Genomic DNA, 18,074 nt, shown 5'->3' on the forward strand with positions numbered 1-18,074 from the left:
TGGTTGGTGTGGTTTATATATAGTCACTTTATTTTAATGGAAGGTTTAGAAACTTAAAATTAAATGCATCCATAAATAAAAAAAGTTGCTTTCCTTATTTCAGAAAAGCATCCTATAAAAATATTAATTATCCCCTATTTCATGAGATACTCCACCAACTAAAGTTGTCATTCTATGTTAACTTTCGTTTACTTTTTCTTTACTCAATACTTACCTTTTAAAAAGAACATAATAAAAAACCCATATTTCAACGACTTCAAGAAGTGTTTCATTTAATTAACAGAATAAAATGTCCCGATTCTGATAGACAATTCAACTCATGTCCCCTCAGTGTCCGCCATATAATGGTTTGTATATCTGAACAAAGGAGGAAATTTGTGCAGAGAAAAGAAATGAGGTTACGACGTATTCAACATCTTGCTCATAAAATCATGGATGAAATTAACTTAAGGGAAGAACATAGTCAATCTGAGGAATTATTGATGGTGATTGATAATCTCTCCCGCGCACTTGGTGAATTAGCGGATCCATGTGGTTATTATTCGTTAGATTATATTGAAGATAAAATGGAAAAATCCCATTCCCTGTTAATAAATAAATTAAAAAAATTAGATTTTAGCTCGGAGAAAAAAATAATTCAATAAAAACGAATGAAAATGAGAGTTATTATCAATAATATAAATAATAAAAGGTAACCAATAGCGGTTGGTTACCTCTGAAAAAACATTAGTTCTCAGGTTTAAATGTTTTGCAATCTGTTTCCTCACTAGTAGATGCTTCTTTACCTTTGTTGCTTACTACATAAATCTTTTCAGCACTACATTTGTTCCCGTTAGCCCAATACTGGCAGTTATTAACCTCACAAAGAATTTCTTGTTGCATAGTATCAACACCTCCTCTTGTCATATCATTGACAAATCTGAGGTCGTTGATACTTTTTTCTTTGCTGAAATCGACCTTTTAACATAAAAAAACTATTTTCGTACACTAAATATTCCTACATAAAACTTTCCAAAATAAATAAAAAATAACGTGAGAATGATTATCATTTTTAGTATACTAGTGTAGTAGAGATTATTTGATGTTAGGAGACTTTTAAATGGAAAGAAAAATATACTGGACGAAAATTAATAAAATTATTGAAGAATCATCTGAAGTGAAAACTTATTTACTTGATATACCGGAAGGCTTTACTTGGGAAGAAGGTGCCCACACTCACCTTGCATTAAAAGGGTTTAATGAAGGTGAAAAGCCAAACAAAGGCTTAGTTCGTCACATGTCCATCTGCACGTTACCAGCTGAAAATTCGATTGGCATTACAACGCGTATTAAAGAGCAATGTTCTGAATTTAAATCAATTTTAAGAAATCTTAACGTTGGCGATGAAGTGGCATTATTTAAAATTCATTCAAATGTACCGCTAAAAAGACAAGACAAAAATATTTACTTGCTGTCTTCAGGTGTTGGTCTAGCAACATTCAGACCACTAGTACTTACTTATTTGAATCAACCTGAAAACGTAAAAGGCATCTATTCCCTTAACATCCATTCAAAAAGAAACTTCTTATTTACAGATGTATTTACTTCTGACCCTGTAAAGAATTTCACTGCCGAATTCGTTGATAATCGAAACGATTACTATGAAGAAGTGAAAAAACTTGCTGTTGATCAAGAAGGTTTATATTATATTGTCGGCAGCGATGAGTTTATCCTACAGAACATTGACGTGTTGCGTGAACAAGGCATCACACCAGAACAAATTGTACTCGACAAACGTGAACAACATTTAGCTAAGTTCTTTTCAACTGAAGCTTCAATCTAAATGAAAAAAGAACGAATTCTAGCAATTCGTTCTTTTTTCTTCTTATCTTTGGCGTTCAAAGGATATATAACGCGTGCCTTGAAAAGATAGTAACCCGAGATCTTTCTCAACAAGCAGTCCATATTCACTGCCCTCAACCTTAAATTCCATACGATCTCCACTTTGTACTTCAAAAGTTACATAATATGTAGTGTGGGAATGGTCACCTTGAACATGAATGCGCTTTGCGGCGACTTCTGCTGGGACTGTAAGAAGTGGAGAATTTTTATTTTTAATGCCCTGTGAAATAGTCGATATGATGGTGAAAATGATAAATCCAAAAACAATAATAAATACCAGACCAATAAATATCGGAGCAAATGAAAACATCATATCTTCAAAAAACATATGTACACTTCCTTTCTATCTTTCTATACGTTTATCTTATTAGATTAGTTTCAATTTGTTGGATTTTTTGAATAGATTAGGAAAGGTAATAAAAAAGACACTTCCCGTATTTTTTACGGAAAGCGCCTGTTAGTTTAACAAGAATAACCTGATTAAAAATCAAAATTATCTGGGTCTGGTCCTACGCGAAGGTTTTGATTTAATCCATCAATGATTTCCATTTCATCTGGTGTTAACTCAAAATCAAATACATTGGCGTTTTCAATAATTCGATGCTCTTTTGTTGATTTTGGAATGGTAACAACCCCGTTTTGTAAGTCCCAGCGCAATATTACTTGAGCAACAAATTTATTGTGCTTGTTCGCAATCTCCTGTAAAACTTCATTATCTAGCAATTGACCTTGCATTAATGGTGACCACGCTTCAAGCTGAATTTCATTGTCCTGACAAAATGCTTTTAATGCTTTTTGAGTTAATCGTGGATGATATTCCACTTGATTGATCATTGGTTTTATTTCAGCATCTTTCATTAGCTCTTCTAGATGATGAATTTGAAAATTACTTACACCAATTGCCTTTACTCGTCCTTCTTTATAAAGAGTTTCCAACGCTCTCCATGCATCTTTATACTTGCCTTCAACTGGCCAATGAATCAAATATAAATCCAAATACTCTAAACCTAGTTTTTTTAAGCTAGTTTCATAGGCAGCTATTGTTGATTCATATCCTAAATCCGCATTCCAGACCTTCGATGTAACAAATAGCTCTTCCCTTGAAATACCAGCCTCCTTTAAACCTTCTTGAATTCCTTTGCCTACACCTTCTTCATTCTCATAAATCGCAGCTGTATCCACACTACGGTATCCGTGTTTAATTGCTGTTTTTACTGCATTTACCAACTCAGGACCTTCTTCCACTTTAAAAACACCTATTCCAAACCAAGGCATTTTCACACCGTTATGCAAAGTTGTTGTATCTTTTAAATTTTTTACCATCATCATTAATTCCTCCAAAATTTTTATTGTATTTTATTTACTTTATCTTTTCGTTCTAAAGCACTGCTGAAACCCGTTAAAATTGCAGCCGCTATAACCATAAGTGATCCAATCCAAGAAGTATGGATTAGTCCGATTGAATCTGTAACAAGCCCACCTAAATAAGAACCTATTGCAATCCCGGCATTAAATGCAGCAATGTTTATTGCTGATGCCACATCTACGGCACTAGGAACAAAGCGCTCTGCTAACATCACAACATACACTTGCAATCCTGGCACATTCATAAATGCTAACAGTCCCATCAAAAGAATCGTTATTAATCCAGCAATTTTAAATGGAGCTGTAAACATTAATATCAGTAAAACAATTGCTTGTACAAAAAACATATAGAACAATGCTCGAATTGGGTTTTGGTTGGAAAGCTTCCCTCCAATCATATTCCCAATCGCAATGGCAATCCCGTAAGCTAATAGAATAATTGCCACAGTTCCTTCTTTAAACCCCGTGATATCTTGAAGTAATGGGGATAAAAAAGTAAATACGACAAAGGTTCCACCATATCCTAATGCGGTAATGATGAATAAAAGTAATAACCGACCATTTGTTACAAGCTTTAGCTGATCTCGAAAGGTTGTTTTTACTCCTTTTCGTAAATTAGATGGGACGAGAATGCTATTTGCAATGAAGGCAATTACTCCAATAATAACAATCGTTATAAAGGCTGTTCTCCATCCTAACTGCTGTCCTATAAAGGTTCCAAATGGTACACCAGTTACCGTAGCTACAGTAAGACCTGTAAACATAATTGAAATCGCGCTAGCTCTACGATTTTCCGGAACTAAATCTGCTGCGATTGTCGACCCAATTGACATAAACACTCCATGGGAAAATGCTGAGATAACACGGGCTACTAGCAATAAACCAATTGTCGTAGAGAACGCAGCGAGAGTATTGCCAATAATAAAAACAATCATTATCCAAAGTAATAATGTCTTACGTGCCATTCGCGATGTCAATGATGTTAAAATTGGTGCCCCAAATGTGACGCCTAAAGCATATAAAGATACCGTTAATCCTGCTGTAGTAATGGGGACATCTAAATCGTTTGCAATCAGAGGCAGCAATCCGACACTAATGAATTCTGTCGTTCCGATTGCAAATGCACTAATTGCTAAAGCAAGTAATGCCATACTTTGCTTCTTATTTAAGACCATAATTCCTTCTCCTTTTCTTGCTGTAAAAATTGAGTCTTTCCCTTTTGTTGAAGGAAAGTATAGTGTTAATCTGCCGGCAAATGTTATTATGGGTTATATCAATCATTAAGAGAAGTACGCACTTTAAAGTGATATAGGAACCTAAAAGTAATATAGGTACTTTTTAGTGCCTATAAAGAGGAGGTTTAATAATGGAAAAAAAGAAATACAATATTTCAGTTGAAGCAACATTAGAAGTTATTGGTGGAAAATGGAAGTGTGTGATTCTCTGCCATTTAACTCACGGAAAAAAACGTACAAGCGAATTGAAACGACTAATGCCTAATATCACACAAAAAATGCTCACGCAACAACTGCGCGAGCTAGAAGAAGATGGTGTTATTAATCGTATCGTACACAATCAAATTCCACCTAAAGTAGAATACGAGCTTAGTGAGTATGGTCGAAGCTTAGAAGGTATATTAAATGCATTATGTGCTTGGGGAGATCAGCATTTAACAAAGATTTATGGTGATAAAAGTACTGTTTTAGAAGATAATGTGTTAAATAATTAGCTACTTCAGTATAAACCGTAAGAGAAACGAGCGCTGATTCTTTTGAAGAATCGCGCTCGTATGTTGACTATTTCAATTTATAATGTTTTCACAGCACTTGCTTTTTTCCCATGTACGAAATAATAAAAAGGAATTAAAAAGAGAACTGTAATTGCAAGAACCCCATACATCGTCTGGAATCCAAACTTCTCTGCAATTAATCCTAAAACAAACGGACCGGTTCCCGACCCAGCATCCATGCAAATAAAAAGTGTAGATATTGCTAGTCCTAATCGATGGGGCGGTGTCACTTTTCCAATTATCGTTTGCATGCTCGACATAATGTTTCCATAGCCAATCGCTAAAAATACTCCTCCAAGTAACAGAATAAAGCCATTGTTTGCAATCGTAATGAAAAATAGACTAATCGCAAAAAATGCAAAAGATGGATACACAACGATATTTTCACCTTTACTGTCGAATAACTTTCCTGCAATCGGTCGACATACAAATAAAAAGATCGCGTACCCAACAAAGAAGAATGAAGCCGCTTTTGTTAAATTCATCCCCATAGCATAGGAATTAATAAATGAAATCACTCCTGAATAGGCAATCCCACTAATGAACATCAATAATGATACAGGTAGCGCTTCTTTATCATAGAAATCTTTGAAACGAAAACTCTTTTTGATATTCGCTTTTTGTTCAGGGGTTAAATCAATCTCATGTATTTTGAGAAATACGGATGAACCTAATGCGATGGCACTAAACACGATACAATAAATAAACATCGTTTGATAAGTAAACTGATGTGTTAAATATAACGCAAGAAAGGGTCCGATGGCAGTTCCAGCTGCGGTACTTAAAGAAAAGTAACCAATCCCCTCGCCTCGTTTACTTTTTGGAATTGATGCCATATTGACAGTCATTATAACTGTCGTTGAAATGCCAAACCCCAGTCCATGAATAAATCGACCAATCATTAAGAAGTTAATATTATTTACGAATAAATATGAAATGGTACCAATTAAAAATAATATTAAACCACTAAATAGCATTTTTTTACGACCAATCACATCGATAAACTTTCCAGAAAATAACCGCGAGACCAATGCCCCAATAATAAAGATACTCACAGCTAAACCAGCTTTACTTTCAGATACTTGAAACTCCTGTATCGCATAGGCAGCCATAGATGTCATTAATAAGTAAAAGCTTAAAGATACAAAGAAATTAGAAGATAATAAAATAATAAAATCCTTGGTCCAAATTTTGTCACTTTCCATTCGCTACATTTCCCCATTTCTATCATAGGCTTTTTGTATTTTTTTCTGAATCGTATGGATCATCCGAATCATTGTGTAGCAATCTTCTTCGTCAATGTCTTCAAATTCCTCTTGTAGCCGTTTCCGATAGACTAGTACATGGTTTATAAAATAATCGGTCCCCTCTTCTGTTATCTGAATAAACACCGCACGTTTATCTTGATTCGAGCGGACTTTTTGCACTAAACCCGAATCCGTCATTTCATTAATGATTTTTGTCATATTCGGCAGTTGCATATCCAACGCCACACTTAACTCGGAAACACGAAATTCCTTTTCCTGCTCCTTATTCAAATACAACAAATTCAGTACTCGGTGATAGATAGGCTTTATCCCCGGTGGCAGAGGAGGTAATGCTTCAAAAGTTTTTTTAGCTACAAATAAAGAGTTCATTACAGTTTCTATTAAACTTGAATTAATTTTCATAATATCCTCCTGATTACTTATGAAATATAATTATATTTTATAAGTAAATTTAGGTAGAGTAAAGATAATTGCTTTCTATAAATTAATTTCTTCAATACAATACTCGAAAGCTGTTTTATTCAAATGAAAAAAACACTTTCCTTATCCAAGAAAAGCGTCCAAATTTGCACAATGGAAACCACCTTTCGTCCACTTTCTATGTAAGAAATTTGTCATAATCTTTTACTTAAAATGTTGCAGAAAAAGGTGTATTTTACCTATATTGATAGTTTATAATGTGTTTACTAGCAACTTAGGCCTATTTTAAGTGGCCACAAAATAAGTCTATATAGTTGCTGTTTGAATGAACATTTGAAAAGTTTATTCATCATTTGCATTTGGTAAGCGATGATATGTAACCTTTATTTGGACACTTTGGTTATATGGAGCTAGTAGTGTAACCGGACCTCTTTTTAGGGGGCTATGAGGCATAGTCTGTATATGGACACTTGGACTATGTGGAGCTAGTAGTGTAACCGACCCTCTTATTAAATTATTTTATATAAGAGGAGAAATGAAAATTGAAAAAGTTTAGTGCAGTAATTATTGCAAGTTCTTTAGTTTTTAGTATGGGTACTGGGGTAATGGCAAAAGGACCAGCCAAAGAACCAGCTGCTAACTCTGACCCTATCGTTCAAGAAGATGGAAGAAACACGAACGGAATTGGAACAGCTCAAATTACCTTTGCTCCTATTTCTGGCTACCATGGTACATCCCAAGTAGTATCAGGGGAAGTAGTAATTGATGGAGCTCGTGATGATTTAGCTAATCTTTATATCACAGTTGGCGGACAAAGTGTCGACAAGATGTGGGCAATTCCAGGCAAATCAAAAACGTACGGCTTTATTGCTACTGTTGCCTTAACAAGCCATGACTTAACAAGTGTTGAAGTAATTGCGGAAACAAAATTTCATAACGGACAAAAAGCAGGTAAAGTGCACAGTAATAACAGCTCAATAGTTGAAGTTGAGGTATTACCTGTTGTTACAAAATACGCGGTTAATAATCAGAATTTTGTTTGGGATGAAGAAACAGGTACTTATTCACTAACATTTACCGTTGAAAAAACGTTAAGTAATGGTGAAATTGAGGAAGAAGACGTTACACTAGATGGATTAAATCCAGGTGAGATAGTAAACTATACATCTGATGAATTACAAGATGAAAATTACTTCGGTGTAACAGTAAACATTTTAACGATTGAAGTTCCTGCCGCACCCGTGGTTGATGCTCCTAGCGTAGTTTTCGAATGGACTGGTGACTATGTATTCGTAGGTGATAGCCAGCCATACCATGCTTGGGTTAAAATCAAAGGAAGCAACGGTACAACTGTATGGGTTAAACATGCTGCTTTCAATCCCTATAATCCTAATTACAATCAATTAACTAAATCAAAGATATTTGATGAATATGGTAATCTCAATATTACTATCACTTGGGATAAATCTAAAGTTTTAACAGTAGAGCAATTTAACAAGATTAAATAAAATGTAAAATACCTTCCTGCTTTTTAGGAAGGTATTTTTGTCTCCAATTGGTCTGCTTTGTGAATTTTACAAAGTTAACTTTCGATAATTGGTTGTATTAGTTTCTCAAGATAATCTGTATCAAGGGGACCCGCAATTTCATGTACAATTTCACCATTCCTATTTAAAATGATCGTCGTTGGAATTGTGAATGCTCCGTACATGGTACTTACATCACCAGTTTGGTCTAGTAGTATTGAGAATGTTATACCAAAATGGTCTACAAATTGTTGAACATCTGCTTTACTATCTTTTTTTGTCAAATTCACACCTAAAATTTCAACCTCTTCTTGATGTTTATCATAAAATGCTTGAAGATGAGGCGCTTCGATTTTACATGGTTTACACCAAGAAGCCCAAAAATTGATAATGACGACCTTCCCTTTTTCTGATGATAAAGTTCGTTCTTCCCCGTTTAAAGTAGGCAATGAAAAATCGGTTGCTTGCATAGTTCGTGCCTTTTCAATAGACTCTGCTTTTTGTGAAGTATCCATAAATTCAAGAATTAAATAAACAATTGCAGTTAACAACAACAAAGGAATTACCCATTTCTTCATTGTTGAACCTCTTGTCTCGTCATTTGTAGCCATAACTGTTCAAGAGTAGTACAATTATTTCCTTCTAATAATTGATGAATCTCACCAGTTGCTAATATACGGCCATGATGGATCAAAATCACTTGATCGGCAATTTCTTCAGCTAAACTTAATAAATGCGTAGAAAAAAGAATAATTTGGTTATTGGCACGTTCTTCTTTTAAAACCGACTTCAAATGGGCAATCCAATACGGATCTAATCCATTTGTCGGCTCATCTAAAATAAACAGTTCACTTTCTCCCATTAAACTTTGCGCAAAATTTAAACGTTGACGCATTCCTTTTGAAAACTGACCTATTTTCATTGTTTTCGCATCTTGCAAGCCTACTTTGTTTAAAAGCTCGCTTTGCTCTGACAAAGGTACTTTTTTCAGCTCACCTAAAAATCTTATTATTTCTTCTGCAGTTAACGTATCTGGAAAATCGATATCATCTGGCATATATCTTACATCTGAAGTTGCACGTAAAATTTTACCGCTATCCGGTTTTAATAAATTAATTAAAATATTGATTATCGTACTTTTCCCTGCCCCATTTGAACCTACCAATGCGGTAATTCGTCCTGGTTTTAAGTCAAAACTAACATCATATATACCACGACCATTTTTAAAAGCTTTGGTTACTTGTTGAAGTTGAACCGTCATCCTCTTTTCCCTCTAATCGTTAGTATTATTTTAGCTCCTAGTAATGAAAACGCGATCCACATCAGCGATATGAAAAGGAAAAATAAAAAACCAACGTACGAAGTGTAGAACTTGGATACTCCGTAAAGTGCAGGCCCCAATACAGCAGTTTGTTTCGAAAAGACAAAGTATCCGTAACGAATCCATTCTAACGGATTCATATGAATTGATAATATGACAATTTTTTGTAATACATGTTCCGCTGTGATCGTTCCAATAGCCATCACGATATAATTCCATACTAACGTCACAACCGACCAAACACCTAAGCCAAGTGCTAAAGCATGTAATCTACTTTTAGCAATACTACCAACGAATATACTAAGTGCATTAAAAATAAGGATAATGATAGCGGTAATTCCGATTGCAAATAATGGTAATTTAATTCCACCGAAAAAACTACCTACTAAGAAAGCAATAGTCACAACAAATAGAAAAATACCTGAAAAAACTAGACAAAATGCAATATATTTAGTCAGCACATAGTTTCCCATATTTAATGGATAGGTACGTAACAATCCTAACCATCCTGATTCTTTATCACTTGCAATATTCATGCTGCCGATTGTAAGCATAAATAATGGAAGTAAAAATAGTAAAATATTTAGTAAAGAAGCTGTTTGTCGCGTGAATCCTGTAGTATCGGGCATGGCTAAATGTTGAATCATTAAAATGGCTGTGAACACAATTGCAAATAGTATTGTCACAATTTGAATCCATCGGCTACGTAAAAGTTGTTTATATTCTAGTAATATCATTTGCGTACTCATTCGTGTTCGTGTACTCCCCAATTAAAGGTTAACAAGTTTTCGTAAGGTACGATTTCTCCAGGATTTTCTTTCATATATTCTTTTGCCTCTTGTTCACTAGCAAAAGCTAATACCCCATAGTTCATTGGAGTCCAATAATCTGCTGAATAAACATAGCTAGCGTCTTTAATATCTAACCAATTGCTTGAATTCATATCGCGAATATAAGCTGCACCGATCTCTTGTTCGCCGTTTTGTTTAATATATTCCATCAAACAACCTAAATCATCAAAAACCACAATGTCGTTATTTTTTAACACTACTTGAGCAGCATAATCGATACTTGTCACACTCATATTACAAATATGGCATACATCTGTTTCTGGATTAATCTCTCGCGGTTTATATGCCTTTTCTCCACAAGCAGTTAAAAGGAAAACAAACAACAATAGGCATAACCATTTCCAAAGTTTCATCTCAATTTTCTCCTTGCAAATAAAATTGCTATTAATACAACCAAACTGCACCCTAACTGCCAAACATTAATTGAAATATCTCGGCTTGTATTTTTCTTCATGACAATTGGTGATTCATCAATTTGGATTGCAGTATCACCATCTGTCACTTCGGTATCCATTAAATTTAAAATCACGACGCTCGGTGTCTCAATAAAATATTGATACACTGGTTTTCGCACCATCCATTGACCAAATGAGTTTGTCGCTATATATTTCGTATCACCGATGCCATCACCATCATAATCTTTACCTGCGTAGTCATCATAAAAATTGTGATGTAATTGTACTCCCTTTTGGTCTGTCCGCATCGTCAAAATATTACCGAAAAATTGATTATCTACTAGTTGTAGCGTCTCTGATTTTTTTGCTTGAATGGCGGTTCCATTTGTAGAAAACTCATTATTTGAAACTTCCATCTTCTGTGTATTTTCGATCGACATTGCAACGGTATTTTCACTTAATAAATTTTCATGAAAATCAACATCTTCATCATCGTACAAATATACACCTAAACTATTCAGAGTATTATTTTTCGTAATTTGGTTTTCATAAATTGATACATTGTTAGCAACCATAATCATTAAACCCGTCATGTTCGACTCTAATTTATTTGTGGTTACTTCCACGTTATCGCTATACATTAAATGAACAGCATAACGCCCTTCTTTAATAGAATTGGTTTTGAGAGTTATATTATCAACTTGTTCTAAATAAAAACCATCCATTACACGCCAAATATCACAATCTGCTGCTTGAACACCCTTTGATTTATATATGGCAATGGCATGACCTTTTGTTGAAAAGTGCCCTTCTTCTCCTGTAATATCCACATTCTTAAGAGTAATCCCTGAACTATTTGTCAGTTGTATTCCTGCTTTCCTTTGTTCCACCTGAATATTTTTTAACTGGAGCGAATCTACTTTTTCTCCAATTATGGCGATATTTTCAGCTTGAATCATTAAATCTTCAATGACGACATTATTCGTATTAGAAATTGTGATAGCTGAATCCAAGGAAGCAATTTTCGTATCCTTACTGCCTTTAATCGTTATTGGCTTTGATATGATAACGGTTCCTCGATATGTACGCCCTTCTAAAAGTAAAGTACCTCCAGGTTCTGTAGCATCAATTAATTTTTGTAAAGTATTTTTTTCACCTGTTTGAACATTAGGTTTCGCTTTAGGTATAGGCGACTCTTGGTGATGGGTATGTGCAAACACTTGGAATGGCATCATTAGTAATGCACAGCACATACTAATCAATGCAATTCTAATTATTTTTATCATTGGCATAACCTACTCATGATGATTTTCAGATCAGTTGTTTTCTCCCATTTTCATATCCATTTGATTCCCTTCACTTGAATGGCTATGTGCATTTTTATTTTTATGACGCTCAATTGCCTCTTCACGTACCTGTGCGATTGGTGTTATCTTCGCTTTGTTATGTTCCTTCACGTAAGCATTTGCATCTTCTGAAGTTTTAAAATAGATATAGCCCCAGTTCATCGGTGATCTTAAATCTGTCTTTACAATGATTGCATCCTCAACATTTAACCAATTTAATGTATTAAAATCACGTACAAATTTCTCATTATCAACTTGGTTTACATATTCATCATTTAATAAACAACCGATGTCATCATAAAAAACAACAGATCCATTAGGTTTAATGGCTTGCGCAGAAAATACACCCATCTCATGCTCTTTTGTATATACTTTCATATTACACATAGAACAATGCGTATCTTCAGTTGGCTCTGATAAACGGTTGTCCAATTTTATAATATTTGTCTTTGTCGCATTATCATTAACTTGTTGTTCTGTTTCAACTTTACTTATTTTTTGTTCTTGTGTTTGCATCGGTTCAGCTGAGTGTTCTGTTTGTTTCGATTCCTCACTTCCACAAGCGTATAATGCTAATACAATTGGAATTGATAGTATCACTTTTTTCATATAATAATCCTCCAAAAATTTTATAAATTTCATCATTAAATCTATCAATAAGTTGTGAAATCCTAATGAAGGATGTTTGACAATTTAATTGAAAAATGTAAGTTGTATTTCATACCGATAACCTTTACATCTATATCCAAAATAGTAATTCCGTACAATAACCTTTAGTATCTCCCCAAATGAATACCTTTAAACATAATTTCCCTTTCTTAGATGAAACAGTTCCATTTTCCAAATACTAACAATATATATACTTTTTCAGTAAAATAAAAAATCTGTAGCCAAGTTTCTTGACTACAGATACCTAATTAGAAAGTTGTTTCTTTCTGATAGTTTATTAGTTTTTTCGCTGATGGATCTTTCCATATCATTGCAATCGCTAATCCGACGATAATGACAACCGTACTGAAATAAAACGGATAGTCTATATCAACATCAAATAGGAATCCTCCGATAATTGGACCCATTACATTTGCAAGTGATGTGAAGAATGAGTTCATTCCACCGACAAAGCCTTGTTCGTTTCCTGCTATGCGGGAAAGATATGTCGACACTGCTGGACGAATTAAATCAAAGCCGATAAATATCGTAAACATCACGATCATAATCATCCAATAGGAACTTACCATAGTCGATGCCATAACAAGTGCCGCAGAGAAAATTAAACTGATTTGAATTAATTTAATTTCTCCTAAGCTCTTCATCAGACGGTCAAATACGACGACTTGAAAAATTGCTCCGACAATCGCTCCCCCTGTAATGGCAATGGCGATGTCACCTGGTGTAAATGCAAACTTGTGATCTGCAAATAGTGCAAAAAATGACTCGAAGGCTGCTAAACCAAGGGAAGAGACAAATATAACGATAAAGGCAATAAGGAATTTCGGCATGAGTATTTTACCTAAACTCGACTTGCCGACTGTATCTGTATCCTGCTCCTGCTCCTCTGCACGTTCTGGTTCCCTTAACAGAACTTGTGATAAAATGGCTGCCACCACGCCAAGGACACCAGCTGCAAAGAATGGCACACGCGTTCCAATATCCGCTAAAAAGCCGCCAATACCAGGTCCAATAATGAATCCCGTACTAATTGCTGCTGACATAAAACCGAGTGCTTTTGGTCGTGTTTCAATCGTTGAAATATCTACTATAAATGCCGTTACTGCTGGCATAATGAAAGCGGCACTAACCCCACCTAAAATACGAGAAATAAATAATACTTCGATTGTTTTCCCTAATCCAAATAAGAATTCAGAAAAACCGAATATGAACAATCCAAGCACAATCATAATTTTTCTTCCAAAACGGTCAGTCGCCTTCCCTGCATAAGGCGAAACGACTAATTGTGTTAACGCAAACGCTGCTGTTAAATAGCCTACCACTTTCCCACTAATGGATAACTCATTCATAATCGTTGGGAGAACTGGAATGACAAGACCAATTCCTAAAAACGCTATAAATAAATTCATCAGTAACAAAGCGAGCGTCACTTTTTGTTTCTTTTCCATATGGAAAAACCTCTACTTTCTGATTTACGTTACAACAAAGGATAAACCCTACAGCAACTGTAGGGTCAAGGGAAAGTTTTAACTAATTTTTACTTTTAGTTCCACGATGAATTGTGTTGGTTCTGTCGATGAGTAATTCATCGGCATAAATACATCATATACAGGCGATAATGGTTCTTTTACTACATCGAATAACTTTTTATATGCTTGAAAATACTGTGCATCATTTTCGTATTTAAATGCAATATTGGCATACTTTCCTTCAGACATAATCAGTATTTGTTCGTCATCATGGATCAATTCCACATAACGTTCTGTCAATAAAGGTGTAAACAGATAATCATAATAAATTTCGTCGATGGTTTGATAGTCTTTCATCTCGTATATCGCACCATATTTTCTACTAATAATTGTTCCTTCTCGCTCGACCATTTTTGTGAGGGAACTAATATATTCATTCGGTATATTTTCGATATTTAGGTTTTCTGTTTTCAGAGCAATCAAACGTTGGGAGGGTATCGTTGTTTCATACACTTCATTGTATGTTGGTATGTTAATTTGTTCAGCAATCATCTCTTTAGTTTTTAATAACGTTTGTTGTACCTCCAGCATACGTTGCACCTTTTGTTCAACAATTTGTTCTTGTTCAGATAAAAAGTCGAGTAATTCTGTTAGGGTTAACGACTGTGCGTATTTAATACTTTCAAGCGGTGTGCCAATATACTTTAACGATTTAATTAAATCCAGTTGATAAATTTGTGAATCACTATAATAGCGATAATTGGTCTTTGGATCAACGTACGCTGGCTTGAATAAATCAATTTGATCATAGTAATGCAATGTTCGCACCGGTAAATTGACGATTTTTGATAATTCACTCACCGTTAAATAATTTTTCTTCATCATTATATCCCCACTTCATATGCATGATGCTTTCCCCTACTCCCCTAACCATGTTTTCAGGTAATGAATAAACTTCTTCGTTGCCGGCGCAAGGGTTTTAAAAGAAGTAGCAGCAATTCCAATAGTACGGTAATTTTCTCCTTCTATTTTTAACGCTCGAACCTTCGTTGGGATTCGATGTAACACCATTTCAGGAAGAATACTAATGCCCATCCCGTTTTCAACCATAGAAATCATCGCTTGGTCATCGGTCAGTTCAAATTTTATATTTGGAGTAATTTTATGTTCCTTCAATATCCGGTTCAGATCGTTGTCACTCCCCTTTTTCGGCTTAATCAAAGGTTCCTCTTTAATGTTTTCAAAACTGATTTCATCTTGTTCAGCAAGGGGGTGTTCTGCGGAGAGAATACAAAGCATTCTATCCTTTTTTAAAGGGATTGCCTCAAGATGTTTGGATGTTGGAAGTGACACAAATCCAAAATCCACTAACCCCGTTGTGATCCAACGTTCGATGTCATCATAATCCCCTTCAAGCAGTTTAATTTCAATTAAAGGATGATTTTCATTAAAAACTTTCATGATTTCTGGTAACCAGTGAATAGACACACTTGAAAAGGTTCCAATCCGCACTGTCCCAATTTCCAGCCCATTGATATTTGCGATTTCTTGCGCCATTTCTTCATTCCACTTCAGAATTTCACGAATGTATTTTAAAACACGCTCCCCATTACTCGTTAATTGGATTCCTGAGCGTCCTCGATTTAGGATTGTAAAATTCCATTCAGATTCTAAGCTCGTAATGGCATGACTTACCGCAGACTGACTTAACCCTAGTACTTCCCCTGCTCTCGTAATGCTCCCCAATTCCACAACAGTACTAAAAATCTCATATTTTACAAGTGACAAAGTGACCACTCCTTATACATGAATTCTTTTCATGTTAACATTTAAAAACATTCATTTTTCTTATGCTTATTTTACAATTATACTTGAAATTGTTCAAACTGTATAAGAATGGGTGATGAAATACATGAAGGGGATTTTTTCTAGAAAAGCCAATCTATTTGGTTCCGACACGCAATTAAAAGCGAATTTCATGATGTTAATTGTAACGATGTTTTGGGGTTCATCGTATTTGTTTATGAAAATGGGACTTGATTCGATACAAGAGTTTAATATGGTTGCATTACGTTTTGGCATCGCCTTTATCTTAGCTGGGGCAGTCTTTTATAAACGAATAATGCAGATCAATTTAAAAACATTATTTTATGCGGTTATTCTAGGCACGCTGTTATTTTTAGTCATGTCAGCTGTGACATTCGGATTAAAGTATACAACGGTTTCAAATGCTGGGTTCCTATTTAGTCTTTCTGTGGTATTTGTCCCAATGTTATTAGCGATTTTTTTCAAAGTAAAGCCAGAGAAAAAGGTGATTTTCGGTGTGGGAATTGCTGTAATAGGGATTGCCCTACTAACACTCAATCACGAATTAAGCATTAACACTGGGGATTATATTATTATTTTAGGTGCACTAAGTTACGCATTACAAATCATTTTCACTGATAAATTTACAAAAAATGTAGATTCTATCACTCTTGGAATTTTACAATTAGGTGTTGCAGCGGTTTGGGGGCTAATCTTCACGTTTCTTTTCGAACAGCCACAACTTCCAAGTAATTCTGAAGCATGGGTTTCAATCATGGCATTAAGTGTATTATGTAGTGCCATTGGTTTCATCGGGCAAGCGGTCGCGCAAAAACATACAACTCCAACCCATACAGGATTGATTTTTTCATTAGAACCTGTATTTGCCGCGCTATTCGCATTTATGTTCATCGGCGAAATCCTACCGGCAAAAGGATATGTAGGAGCAATTCTGATTTTACTCGGGGTATTGATTGCTCAGTTTAAATTTAAGAAACCGATTTTGGGGAAAAAGTTCAATCAGTCGGTTGAGGGGTCTAAAGTTTTACATTAATATTAAAAAACGAATTCCGTTGTGGTTGGAATTCGTTTTTTCTTTAGTTCTCTATAGTTGTAACAATATAGCCATTTTGATTGTCCCCTGATATGTCAAAATAATTGGCTTCGGGGTTTGTTAATTCTTCCACATACTGAATGAAATAATTTACACCATTTACCTCTTGGGAGTATTCTTTCTTTTGTTTTAAAAACGTTATATATTCCTCTAAAGTCAGGTCCTTTTCCTGCATGATGATGCTGTGTGGCAAACCTACATAACGGTAATGCCAAGGTTCAAATGAAATACCAGTAATATGAATTTTATGTGCAGGATAACGTAAAATAAAGCCGAACTCTGCTGCATGTTCCGCAAGCCATGTCGCTTCAGGTGCAGTATCCATTGTCCCTTGAGTTGAACCAATATCTACAGCCAGTCCTGTCTGATGCTCACTAAATCCTGCAGGCTGAGCATAGTCACTGCCATTTTCCTCATATAAATGGGCTTGTAATTGTTCGTCTCGATAAGCACTATTTACTCTGAAATGATAGATTCCGTCTGCTTCAGCTGCCTGAAACATTTGTCGTAAAGGTTCCAGGATGCCCTCTTCAATATAATAATCAGAGTCTATTAGAACATTATTGGCGAAATTCTTAGGAATAACATTTAAGTTCGTTGGATCCTGTTGAAGTTTTGTATCCTTATTCACTACTATTAAATTTCCATTATAAATGGTATTTGAAGTGGCATGTATCGAAAGTTCATTATCTATTGTTGTTGATGAATCCTCATAAAAGAAGAAATAACTTGAGTACAAATGCTAATTTAAATATGTACATTCCCGCTTGAATAACAATGTACAAAAATGCTCGGGGTATACATACTGATCTAGAGGTGATTGGAAATGTATATTCAATTAAACGTAGAGACAA

At 34.9% G+C, this 18,074-nt stretch carries 21 protein-coding genes and 1 riboswitch; of the genes, 5 read left to right on the top strand and 16 right to left on the bottom strand.

All coding sequences use genetic code 11. From position 1 onward, the window contains the following. Positions 1 to 377 precede the first annotated feature (377 nt). Positions 378 to 644 (top strand): hypothetical protein, encoded by a 267-nt coding sequence (locus D8M03_RS12715; protein WP_121215199.1) that lies wholly within the window; start codon positions 378 to 380, stop codon positions 642 to 644. Positions 645 to 726: 82 nt separating this feature from the next. Here the strand turns inward: D8M03_RS12715 and D8M03_RS12720 are convergent, their stop codons facing one another. Further along, positions 727 to 882 carry a DUF1540 domain-containing protein gene (locus tag D8M03_RS12720; RefSeq protein WP_121215201.1) on the bottom strand — a complete coding sequence of 52 codons (156 nt, stop codon included), beginning with the start codon at positions 880 to 882 and terminating at the stop codon, positions 727 to 729. 217 nt (positions 883 to 1,099) lie between these two features. Between D8M03_RS12720 and D8M03_RS12725 the strand changes: the two genes are divergently transcribed. Further along, positions 1,100 to 1,822 (top strand): FAD-dependent oxidoreductase, encoded by a 723-nt coding sequence (locus D8M03_RS12725; RefSeq protein ID WP_121215202.1) that lies wholly within the window; start codon positions 1,100 to 1,102, stop codon positions 1,820 to 1,822. 42 nt (positions 1,823 to 1,864) lie between these two features. Here the strand turns inward: D8M03_RS12725 and D8M03_RS12730 are convergent, their stop codons facing one another. From D8M03_RS12730 to D8M03_RS12740, 3 genes are all read right to left on the bottom strand, one after another. After that, positions 1,865 to 2,209 carry a DUF2500 domain-containing protein gene (locus D8M03_RS12730; protein ID WP_121215203.1) on the bottom strand — a complete coding sequence of 115 codons (345 nt, stop codon included), beginning with the start codon at positions 2,207 to 2,209 and terminating at the stop codon, positions 1,865 to 1,867. Between the two features lie 152 nt (positions 2,210 to 2,361). Beyond that, positions 2,362 to 3,204, bottom strand: a complete 843-nt coding sequence (locus tag D8M03_RS12735; RefSeq protein ID WP_170148451.1) for an aldo/keto reductase — start codon at positions 3,202 to 3,204, stop codon at positions 2,362 to 2,364. Positions 3,205 to 3,227: 23 nt separating this feature from the next. Beyond that, positions 3,228 to 4,421 carry an MFS transporter gene (locus D8M03_RS12740; protein ID WP_121215206.1) on the bottom strand — a complete coding sequence of 398 codons (1,194 nt, stop codon included), beginning with the start codon at positions 4,419 to 4,421 and terminating at the stop codon, positions 3,228 to 3,230. 191 nt (positions 4,422 to 4,612) lie between these two features. On the opposite strand from D8M03_RS12740, the gene D8M03_RS12745 reads away from it, so the two are divergent. Then, entirely contained in the window at positions 4,613 to 4,975 is a 363-nt protein-coding gene (locus tag D8M03_RS12745) for a winged helix-turn-helix transcriptional regulator (RefSeq protein WP_121215207.1), read from the top strand. 77 nt (positions 4,976 to 5,052) lie between these two features. Here the strand turns inward: D8M03_RS12745 and D8M03_RS12750 are convergent, their stop codons facing one another. Then, positions 5,053 to 6,240, bottom strand: coding sequence for an MFS transporter (locus tag D8M03_RS12750; RefSeq protein WP_121215209.1), 1,188 nt, complete (start codon positions 6,238 to 6,240; stop codon positions 5,053 to 5,055). Positions 6,241 to 6,243: 3 nt separating this feature from the next. After that, a complete protein-coding gene (locus D8M03_RS12755) occupies positions 6,244 to 6,705 on the bottom strand; it encodes a MarR family winged helix-turn-helix transcriptional regulator (RefSeq protein ID WP_121215210.1) in 462 nt (153 codons plus the stop codon). Positions 6,706 to 7,076: 371 nt separating this feature from the next. Further along, positions 7,077 to 7,160, top strand: a riboswitch (cyclic di-GMP riboswitch). A 105-nt stretch (positions 7,161 to 7,265) separates the two neighbouring features. Here D8M03_RS12755 and D8M03_RS12760 point away from each other — a divergent pair. Next, the gene (locus tag D8M03_RS12760) at positions 7,266 to 8,231 is read left to right on the top strand and encodes a hypothetical protein (RefSeq protein ID WP_121215211.1); all 966 of its coding nucleotides are present in this window, start codon (positions 7,266 to 7,268) and stop codon (positions 8,229 to 8,231) included. A 74-nt stretch (positions 8,232 to 8,305) separates the two neighbouring features. Here the strand turns inward: D8M03_RS12760 and D8M03_RS12765 are convergent, their stop codons facing one another. The 9 genes from D8M03_RS12765 to D8M03_RS12805 all read right to left on the bottom strand — a co-directional run bounded on the left by D8M03_RS12765 (position 8,306) and on the right by D8M03_RS12805 (position 16,088). After that, positions 8,306 to 8,827 (bottom strand): TlpA family protein disulfide reductase, encoded by a 522-nt coding sequence (locus tag D8M03_RS12765; RefSeq protein WP_170148448.1) that lies wholly within the window; start codon positions 8,825 to 8,827, stop codon positions 8,306 to 8,308. Further along, positions 8,824 to 9,510, bottom strand: coding sequence for an ABC transporter ATP-binding protein (locus tag D8M03_RS12770; RefSeq protein ID WP_121215215.1), 687 nt, complete (start codon positions 9,508 to 9,510; stop codon positions 8,824 to 8,826). The genes D8M03_RS12765 and D8M03_RS12770 overlap by 4 nt, the downstream gene beginning before the upstream one ends. Then, on the bottom strand, positions 9,507 to 10,319 hold the full coding sequence (locus D8M03_RS12775) for an ABC transporter permease (protein ID WP_245987585.1): 813 nt from the start codon (positions 10,317 to 10,319) through the stop codon (positions 9,507 to 9,509). Before D8M03_RS12775 ends, D8M03_RS12770 begins: the two co-directional genes overlap by 4 nt. Further along, positions 10,316 to 10,774, bottom strand: a complete 459-nt coding sequence (locus D8M03_RS12780; RefSeq protein ID WP_121215216.1) for a nitrous oxide reductase accessory protein NosL — start codon at positions 10,772 to 10,774, stop codon at positions 10,316 to 10,318. The genes D8M03_RS12775 and D8M03_RS12780 overlap by 4 nt, the downstream gene beginning before the upstream one ends. Continuing rightward, positions 10,771 to 12,102, bottom strand: a complete 1,332-nt coding sequence (locus D8M03_RS12785; RefSeq protein WP_170148449.1) for a right-handed parallel beta-helix repeat-containing protein — start codon at positions 12,100 to 12,102, stop codon at positions 10,771 to 10,773. The genes D8M03_RS12780 and D8M03_RS12785 overlap by 4 nt, the downstream gene beginning before the upstream one ends. Before the next feature lie 30 nt (positions 12,103 to 12,132). Continuing rightward, positions 12,133 to 12,771 (bottom strand): nitrous oxide reductase accessory protein NosL, encoded by a 639-nt coding sequence (locus D8M03_RS12790; RefSeq protein ID WP_121215219.1) that lies wholly within the window; start codon positions 12,769 to 12,771, stop codon positions 12,133 to 12,135. A gap of 308 nt (positions 12,772 to 13,079) precedes the next feature. Further along, positions 13,080 to 14,279, bottom strand: a complete 1,200-nt coding sequence (locus tag D8M03_RS12795) for an MFS transporter (protein ID WP_121215220.1) — start codon at positions 14,277 to 14,279, stop codon at positions 13,080 to 13,082. A 78-nt stretch (positions 14,280 to 14,357) separates the two neighbouring features. Next, positions 14,358 to 15,185 (bottom strand): MerR family transcriptional regulator, encoded by an 828-nt coding sequence (locus D8M03_RS12800; RefSeq protein ID WP_121215221.1) that lies wholly within the window; start codon positions 15,183 to 15,185, stop codon positions 14,358 to 14,360. Between the two features lie 33 nt (positions 15,186 to 15,218). Next, positions 15,219 to 16,088, bottom strand: a complete 870-nt coding sequence (locus D8M03_RS12805; RefSeq protein WP_121215223.1) for a LysR family transcriptional regulator — start codon at positions 16,086 to 16,088, stop codon at positions 15,219 to 15,221. 124 nt (positions 16,089 to 16,212) lie between these two features. Between D8M03_RS12805 and D8M03_RS12810 the strand changes: the two genes are divergently transcribed. After that, positions 16,213 to 17,160 (top strand): DMT family transporter, encoded by a 948-nt coding sequence (locus D8M03_RS12810; RefSeq protein WP_121215224.1) that lies wholly within the window; start codon positions 16,213 to 16,215, stop codon positions 17,158 to 17,160. Positions 17,161 to 17,203: 43 nt separating this feature from the next. Here D8M03_RS12810 and D8M03_RS12815 read toward each other — a convergent pair whose 3' ends face one another. Further along, complete coding sequence (locus tag D8M03_RS12815; RefSeq protein ID WP_121215225.1) at positions 17,204 to 17,959, bottom strand: M15 family metallopeptidase; 756 nt, start codon at positions 17,957 to 17,959, stop codon at positions 17,204 to 17,206. Positions 17,960 to 18,074 lie beyond the last annotated feature (115 nt).

Source organism: Ureibacillus endophyticus, from assembly GCF_003628435.1.
GTDB classification, from domain to species: domain Bacteria; phylum Bacillota; class Bacilli; order Bacillales_A; family Planococcaceae; genus Ureibacillus; species Ureibacillus endophyticus.

Coding starts and splice junctions, on each gene's coding strand:
- D8M03_RS12745 (WP_121215207.1), top strand. CDS start 4,613: ATGGAAAAAAAGAAATACAATATTTCAGTTGAAGCAACATTAGAAGTT.
- D8M03_RS12770 (WP_121215215.1), bottom strand. CDS start 9,510: ATGACGGTTCAACTTCAACAAGTAACCAAAGCTTTTAAAAATGGTCGT.
- D8M03_RS12740 (WP_121215206.1), bottom strand. CDS start 4,421: ATGGTCTTAAATAAGAAGCAAAGTATGGCATTACTTGCTTTAGCAATT.
- D8M03_RS12775 (WP_245987585.1), bottom strand. CDS start 10,319: ATGAGTACGCAAATGATATTACTAGAATATAAACAACTTTTACGTAGC.
- D8M03_RS12755 (WP_121215210.1), bottom strand. CDS start 6,705: ATGAAAATTAATTCAAGTTTAATAGAAACTGTAATGAACTCTTTATTT.
- D8M03_RS12790 (WP_121215219.1), bottom strand. CDS start 12,771: ATGAAAAAAGTGATACTATCAATTCCAATTGTATTAGCATTATACGCT.
- D8M03_RS12750 (WP_121215209.1), bottom strand. CDS start 6,240: ATGGAAAGTGACAAAATTTGGACCAAGGATTTTATTATTTTATTATCT.
- D8M03_RS12765 (WP_170148448.1), bottom strand. CDS start 8,827: ATGAAGAAATGGGTAATTCCTTTGTTGTTGTTAACTGCAATTGTTTAT.
- D8M03_RS12780 (WP_121215216.1), bottom strand. CDS start 10,774: ATGAAACTTTGGAAATGGTTATGCCTATTGTTGTTTGTTTTCCTTTTA.
- D8M03_RS12795 (WP_121215220.1), bottom strand. CDS start 14,279: ATGGAAAAGAAACAAAAAGTGACGCTCGCTTTGTTACTGATGAATTTA.
- D8M03_RS12810 (WP_121215224.1), top strand. CDS start 16,213: ATGAAGGGGATTTTTTCTAGAAAAGCCAATCTATTTGGTTCCGACACG.
- D8M03_RS12730 (WP_121215203.1), bottom strand. CDS start 2,209: ATGTTTTTTGAAGATATGATGTTTTCATTTGCTCCGATATTTATTGGT.
- D8M03_RS12725 (WP_121215202.1), top strand. CDS start 1,100: ATGGAAAGAAAAATATACTGGACGAAAATTAATAAAATTATTGAAGAA.
- D8M03_RS12735 (WP_170148451.1), bottom strand. CDS start 3,204: ATGGTAAAAAATTTAAAAGATACAACAACTTTGCATAACGGTGTGAAA.
- D8M03_RS12720 (WP_121215201.1), bottom strand. CDS start 882: ATGCAACAAGAAATTCTTTGTGAGGTTAATAACTGCCAGTATTGGGCT.
- D8M03_RS12785 (WP_170148449.1), bottom strand. CDS start 12,102: ATGATAAAAATAATTAGAATTGCATTGATTAGTATGTGCTGTGCATTA.
- D8M03_RS12800 (WP_121215221.1), bottom strand. CDS start 15,185: ATGATGAAGAAAAATTATTTAACGGTGAGTGAATTATCAAAAATCGTC.